The following is a 6,220-nucleotide window of genomic DNA, read 5'->3' as shown; positions in this document are numbered from 1 at the left end:
GTCCGGGGCCTTATCTGATCGACGGAGCCGAGCCGCTGCGGGCTCGTCCCATGGGTCCACTCCACGACTCGCTCCATGCACTCGGCGCGCGGGTCGAGCCGAGCGGCGAATGGGGCCATCTGCCGGTCACCATCTCGGGCCCGGTCGGCGGCGCCGACGCGATCGTGATGCCCGGCGACGTGTCGAGTCAGTATGTCACCGCGCTCATGCTGATCGCCCCGTTGATCCGCGATGGGCTGTCACTCGGTCTGTCGACCGATCTGGTGAGCCGTCCGTACGTCGAGATCACCAAGGCGGTGATGGAGTCGTTCGGCGCGACCGACATCCACATCGCACACCGTCACGTGACCGTGGCCGAGAGCGGCTACCGCAGCACGCGCTACGAGGTCGAACCCGATGCATCGTCGGCGAGCTACCCGCTCGCGGCGGCAGCCATCGTCGGTGGCGCCGTGACGGTCAAAGGCCTCGGCCATACGTCACTGCAGGGCGACGCCGCGTTCAGCTCGGTGCTCGAACGCATGGGCTGCATCGTGACGGTCGGGCCGACCGACACCGTCGTGATGCGTCGCCGCGACACGCCGTTGCACGGCATCGAGATCGACATGGCCCACATCTCCGATCTCGTTCCGACCCTCGCGGTGGTCGCGACGCAGGCGACGACGCCGACGCGAATCACCGGAGTCGGATTCATCCGGGACAAGGAGAGCGACCGACTCGGTGACCTGGCGACCGAGCTGACCAAGCTCGGAGCCGACATCACGGTCGACGACGACGGGTTGACCATCGCTCCGACCGACGTCCTGCAAGGGGCGCGACTCGACACGCACCACGACCACCGCCTGGCGATGTCGTTCGGGCTGCTCGGCCTGGTCGTCGGCGGACTCGAGATCGCCGAACCCGACGTCGTGTCGAAGAGTTGGCCGGACTTCTGGGATGCGCTCGACGCGATCCCGGCGAGGCGGGCATGACCACCACCGTCGCTGCATTCGACGTGGACGGAACGTTGACCGACCGGGACTGCGTGGTTCCGTTCATGCGTCGCGTCACCGGTGCTCCGCGGGTTGCCGGGAGACTCGCCGCGCGCCCCGACCGGCTGCTTCCCGTCTTGGCCCGTCGAGATCGTGACGAACTCAAGTCGCTTGCGGCAGCTGCAGCTTTTCGCGGGCGACGGATCGACGACCTCGAACGCGCGGGGACGGCGTTCGCCCGGTTCGTCCACGAGAACTGGTTGCGGGCGGACACGATCGCCCGACTCGACGAGCATCGAGCGCAGGGCCACATCGTGGTGCTCGTCTCGGCCTCGTTCGAGGTCTATCTGCGCCCGCTCGGCCGACTGCTCGGTGTGGACGACGTGCTGGCGACCCGATTGATGGTGCGCGACGGCGTGGCCACCGGCGCGCTCGAGGGTGTGAACTGTCGGGGCCCGGAGAAGGTCCACCGACTCCACTCCTGGCTCGACCAGCGGCTCGGGACCGGAGATCCCGCAACGGACGGGCGAGCCCACTCCCACGTCGTCGCCTACGGCGACTCCGCAGGTGATCGAGAGATGCTGGCCGACGCAGACGACGCCCGCTGGGTCACCGCCACGAGAGCCATGAGAGCCACCAGGTCGTCGAGGACCGCCACTCACGCGAAGGCGACGACGTGATCGGATCGCTCGTTCGCGCGATGCGCCCGAAGCAATGGCTGAAGAATGTGCTCGTGTTCGCTGCTCCGGGCGCGGCCGGGGTGCTCGACACGCCGAGCGATCTGGTCGCGACCTTGATCGTGTTCGTCGCCTTCTGTCTCGCCGCGAGCGGGATCTACATCTGGAACGACCTGAGCGACATCGAGGCCGATCGGACCCATCCGACGAAGCGCAATCGGCCGATTGCGGCGGGTCTCATCCCCGTCAACACGGCGCGGGTGATCGGGGTGATCCTCCCCGTGGCCGCGCTCGCCGTCGCGGCGGCAACCGGACGTTGGCAGACCGTCGTGATCGTCGGCGTCTACATCGTGCTCACGCTCTGCTACACGTTCTGGCTCAAGGAGGTCGCGATCATCGACCTCCTCGCCATCGCCGCCGGGTTCGTCCTGCGGGCCGCCGGCGGCGCGGTCGCCGTCGACGTCCCGATGTCGAGGTGGTTCGTCCTGTGCGTGACGTTCGGATCGTTGTTCATCGTCGTCGGCAAGCGATACGCCGAACTCCAGGAGCTCGGGATCGGCGCCGGAACGCGTGCCACGCTCGACACGTACACACCGGGCTTCCTCAGGATGCTGTTGTCGGTGAGCCTCGGCGGCGCGCTGATCAGCTACTGCGTGTGGGCGTTCGAGACGGCGGAGGGGACCGACATCCCGTTCTACGAGCTCTCGATCGTGCCGATGATCGCCGCATTGTTCCGATACCTGTTGGTGCTCGAACGCGGCGAGGGGTCGGCGCCAGAAGAAGTCTTCGCCAGCGATCGCGTCCTGCAGCTCGCCGGCCTCGCCTGGATCATCATCTACGGAATTGCGGTCTACACAGCATGACGAACGAGCACGAAACAGCGCCAGAACCAGAACACGAGGCAGCGCACGAAACAGCGCAGGGTGAGCGGCCCAGCCTCGTGTCGACGATGACGCTGGTCGCCGATGTCGAGGGCTGGATGAGCCCCGGCCAGGGCGCCACGCTGTACGACGCCGCGACGACGTGTCCCGATGGCGGGCTGATCGTCGAGATCGGGAGTTTCCGTGGCCGGTCGACGATCGTCCTCGCCACCGCCGCCGACCCGTCGGTGCGGATCGTCGCGATCGACCCCCACGCCGGAAACGACCGGGGCCCGCAGGAGATCGAGGGCTTCTCCGACGAGGCCGCCGACGATCATGCGGTGTTCACGGCGAACCTCACCCGCGCCGGGGTCCGCGATCGCGTCGACCACATCCGGGAATTCTCCGATGCGGCGCTCGACCTCGTCGACGGTGAGCCGGACGTGCTCTACATCGACGGTGCTCACCGCTACGGACCGGCGCTCGCCGACATCCGATCGTGGGGCGATCGCGTCGGTGACGGCGGAACGATGCTCATCCACGATTCGTTCTCGTCGATCGGCGTCACGTTGGCCATCCTGCGCTCGCTCCTGTTCGGAACCCGGTTCCGCTACGTCGGTCGATCACGTTCGATGGCGATCTACCGGGCCGACCTCGCCGGCGATCCGGCAGCGCGTACCCGCAACGCCGGCCGCCAGCTCGCCCAGCTTCCGTGGTTCGTGAAGAACGTGGTGCTGAAGGTCCTGATCTCACTGAAGCTCGTCAAGGGCGAGTGGCCCTACTAGGGGCGTGCAGCGCCAGTAGCCTCGACTCCTCGTGGAAACCGAACAACGAGTCCTCACCGGCTGGGGCCGGACCGCTCCGACCGTGGCGACGGTCGTGCGCGCCACCGGCGACGAATTGCGTGACGACCTCGGTTCCGATGCTGCGCTCTGCTCGATCATCGAAGCCCGCGGAGCGATCGCCCGGGGACTCGGACGTTCGTACGGCGATCCGGCCCAGAACGGCGGGGGAGTGGTCATCGAACTGGAGCCCGGAACCGACCCGATCCGTCTCGATGCCGAGGCTGGAGTCGCCCACGTCGACGCCGGGGTGAGCCTCGACATGCTGTTGCGCGAGATCGTCCCCCGCGGGTGGTTCGTGCCGGTCACACCGGGGACTCGTTTCGTGACGGTCGGAGGCGCTGTCGCGTCGGACATCCACGGCAAGGGACACCACACCGACGGATCCTTCGGTGCACACGTCGTGCGGATGGGGATGCTGCTCGCCGACGGGTCCACACGGTCGATCACCGCGGATGCAGACCCCGAGCTGTGGTGGGCGACGATCGGCGGCATGGGCCTGACCGGTGTGATCACCGATGTGTCGTTCCGGGTCATCCCGGTCGAGTCGCGCCATTTCGTCGTCGAGACCCGGCGGGTCCCGAACTTCGACGAACTCGTCGAGGCGATGGAGGAGAGCGACGCCGACTACCGGTATTCGGTCGCCTGGATCGACCTCGTCGCCACCGGCAAGAACCTCGGCCGCTCGGTGCTCTCGATGGGGAATCACGCCTCGGTCGCCGATCTGCGCGAGATGAAGCCGTCGCTGGCCGAGCACCCCCTCGACTTCGATCCGCGGGTGTTCCCCGATGTTCCCGCAGGTGTCCCCAACGTGCTCACGCGTCCGGCGGTCCGAGCGTTCAACGAGCTCTGGTATCGCAAGACCCCCAAACACGGCCACGGCATCGAGTCGATCACCCAGTTCTTCCATCCGCTCGACATGGTCGGACAGTGGACTCGGCTGTACGGCTCGCACGGATTCCTGCAGTATCAGTTCGTCGTGCCGTTCGAGGCGGTCGACACGATGCGCACGATCGTGGCGCGCATCGCCGACGAGGGTCATGCGAGCTTCCTCGCCGTCCTCAAGCGGTTCGGAGCCGAGAGCGGCGGGATGATGAGCTTTCCCCGGCCCGGATGGACGCTGACCCTCGACCTCCCGGCCGGCGTGTCCGGTCTCGGCCGTCTGCTCAGTGAACTCGACGAACTGGTGCTCGGAGTCGGTGGACGCCACTATCTCGCCAAGGATGCGTTCGCCACGCCCGACGTGGTTCGCCGGGGATACCCGCGTCTCGACGAATGGAAGGCCATTCGCGAGTCGTTCGACCCCGACGGCGTGTGGGCGAGCGATCAGGCCCGCCGACTCCAGCTGATCTGAGCCCGGATCTCGATCCCCGCTCACCCAATCTCCGAACGGATTTCCCCATGATGAACGCATTCGACCAGCCCCAGACGATCCTCGTGCTCGGGGGCAGAAGCGACATCGCTCACGCGATCGTGCGCGAGCTGGCATCGCCAGGATTGAACACCGTGGTGCTCGCGCAGCGCGGTGACGGGTCCGTGGAGATCGACGGGCTGGCGGAGTCGGTCTCGGTCCACTCCGTCAGCTTCGACGCCACCGACCACGCAACCCACGAGGCGTTCGTCGCCCAGGTCGTCGCCGAACACGGAGATCTCGACATCGTGGTGCAGGCGTTCGGCCAACTCGGTGCGGACGACGTCAACACCGACCCGCAGCGTGCCGCCGACCTCGTCGACGTCAACGTCACCGGCGCGGTGAGCTCGGGCCTGGCGGTGGCGGCACAGCTGCGCACGCAGGGCCACGGTGTCCTCGTCGTGTTGTCGAGTGTCGCGGGCGTCCGGACGCGCCCGTCCAACTTCGTGTACGGCGCGACCAAGGCGGGCCAGGACGCATTTGCCACGGGCCTCGGTCATGCCCTCGCCGGTTCGGGGGCGCGGGTCCTGACCGTGCGGCCCGGCTTCGTTCGCTCCGCCATGACCGACGGGATGGACGAGGCGCCGTTCGCGTGCGATCCGTCCGATGTCGCCGAAGCGGTCGCCTCCGGCCTGCGCGGCCGCCGCTCCGTCGTCTGGGCCCCGGGCGTGCTGAGGTACGTTTTCACCGTGCTCCGCGTCGTTCCCGGATTCGTCTGGCGCAAGCTGGACCGGTGAACACCGGCGAGGCCGTCGACGACGGGTCGGCGCGCCGCTTCGATCACGTTCGAGAGCTCGACGGCCTCCGCGGGATCGCTGTCGCCGCCGTCGTCGTCTACCACCTCTGGCCCGACGTCCTCCCCGGTGGGTTCATCGGGGTCGACGTCTTCTTCGTCCTCTCCGGATTCCTGCTGTCCGCGCTCCTGGTGCACGAGGCCGAGCGCACCGGTCGGGTCGGGTTCGGTGCCTTCATGGTGCGCCGCGTCCGACGCCTCCTCCCGGCGACGTTGCTCGTACTCGGGGCGATCGCGCTCTACGCGGCGACCTGGGCGAACGACGTGGAACTCGCCCGGCTGCGACGCCACGTGTTCGGCTCGCTGACCTACTCGATCAACTGGCTCTTCATCGCCGATGGGACGACCTACACCGACGTCGTGGCCGGAGCGTCGCCGCTGCGCCACGTCTGGTCGCTGGCGATCGAGGAGCAGTTCTACCTCATGCTCGCCGTGGTCGTGGCCGCACTGGTCCGCCTCGGTGGCGCGACCCACGTCCGCCGACGGCTGATCCTCGGCGGGGGAATCCTCGCCGGTGTCAGCGCCGTCTGGATGATCGCACTGAGTCTGTCCGGGGCATCTCTCGCGCGGACGTATTTCGGCACCGACACCCGAATGCAGGCGATGCTGATCGGCGTTGCGATCGGTGCGTGGAAGGGCGACGAGTTGCTCGGGCGACGGCTCCCGGGG

General features: G+C 67.9%; 7 protein-coding genes. All 7 read left to right on the top strand.

Annotated features, from left to right (window positions below; genetic code table 11):
- On the top strand, positions 1-968 hold a 968-nt coding region (gene aroA / locus WBV89_RS08260), incomplete at its 5' end, for a 3-phosphoshikimate 1-carboxyvinyltransferase (protein ID WP_423980855.1).
- Complete coding sequence (locus WBV89_RS08255) at positions 965-1,648, top strand: HAD-IB family hydrolase (RefSeq protein WP_423980854.1); 684 nt, start codon at positions 965-967, stop codon at positions 1,646-1,648. The genes aroA and WBV89_RS08255, both read left to right, overlap by 4 nt.
- Positions 1,645-2,508, top strand: coding sequence for a decaprenyl-phosphate phosphoribosyltransferase (locus tag WBV89_RS08250; RefSeq protein WP_423980853.1), 864 nt, complete (start codon positions 1,645-1,647; stop codon positions 2,506-2,508). The genes WBV89_RS08255 and WBV89_RS08250 overlap by 4 nt, the downstream gene beginning before the upstream one ends.
- Positions 2,505-3,290, top strand: a complete 786-nt coding sequence (locus WBV89_RS08245) for a class I SAM-dependent methyltransferase (RefSeq protein ID WP_423980852.1) — start codon at positions 2,505-2,507, stop codon at positions 3,288-3,290. The genes WBV89_RS08250 and WBV89_RS08245 overlap by 4 nt, the downstream gene beginning before the upstream one ends.
- Positions 3,291-3,321: 31 nt before the next feature.
- Positions 3,322-4,701 (top strand): FAD-binding protein, encoded by a 1,380-nt coding sequence (locus tag WBV89_RS08240; RefSeq protein WP_423980851.1) that lies wholly within the window; start codon positions 3,322-3,324, stop codon positions 4,699-4,701.
- A 47-nt stretch (positions 4,702-4,748) separates the two neighbouring features.
- Entirely contained in the window at positions 4,749-5,495 is a 747-nt protein-coding gene (locus tag WBV89_RS08235) for an SDR family NAD(P)-dependent oxidoreductase (protein WP_423980850.1), read from the top strand.
- The coding region (locus tag WBV89_RS08230) for an acyltransferase family protein (RefSeq protein WP_423980849.1) at positions 5,492-6,220 on the top strand (729 nt) is incomplete at its 3' end. The genes WBV89_RS08235 and WBV89_RS08230, both read left to right, overlap by 4 nt.

The sequence above is a fragment of the Ilumatobacter sp. genome (genome assembly GCF_049588435.1).
Classification (GTDB): Bacteria; Actinomycetota; Acidimicrobiia; order Acidimicrobiales; family Ilumatobacteraceae; genus Ilumatobacter_A.
This window is presented reverse-complemented; position numbering and strand designations above follow the sequence as displayed.

What these genes read in the sequence shown, in the direction of transcription:
- WBV89_RS08235 (WP_423980850.1), top strand. Translation starts at nt 4,749, where the DNA reads ATGATGAACGCATTCGACCAGCCCCAGACGATCCTCGTGCTCGGGGGC.
- WBV89_RS08255 (WP_423980854.1), top strand. Translation starts at nt 965, where the DNA reads ATGACCACCACCGTCGCTGCATTCGACGTGGACGGAACGTTGACCGAC.
- WBV89_RS08245 (WP_423980852.1), top strand. Translation starts at nt 2,505, where the DNA reads ATGACGAACGAGCACGAAACAGCGCCAGAACCAGAACACGAGGCAGCG.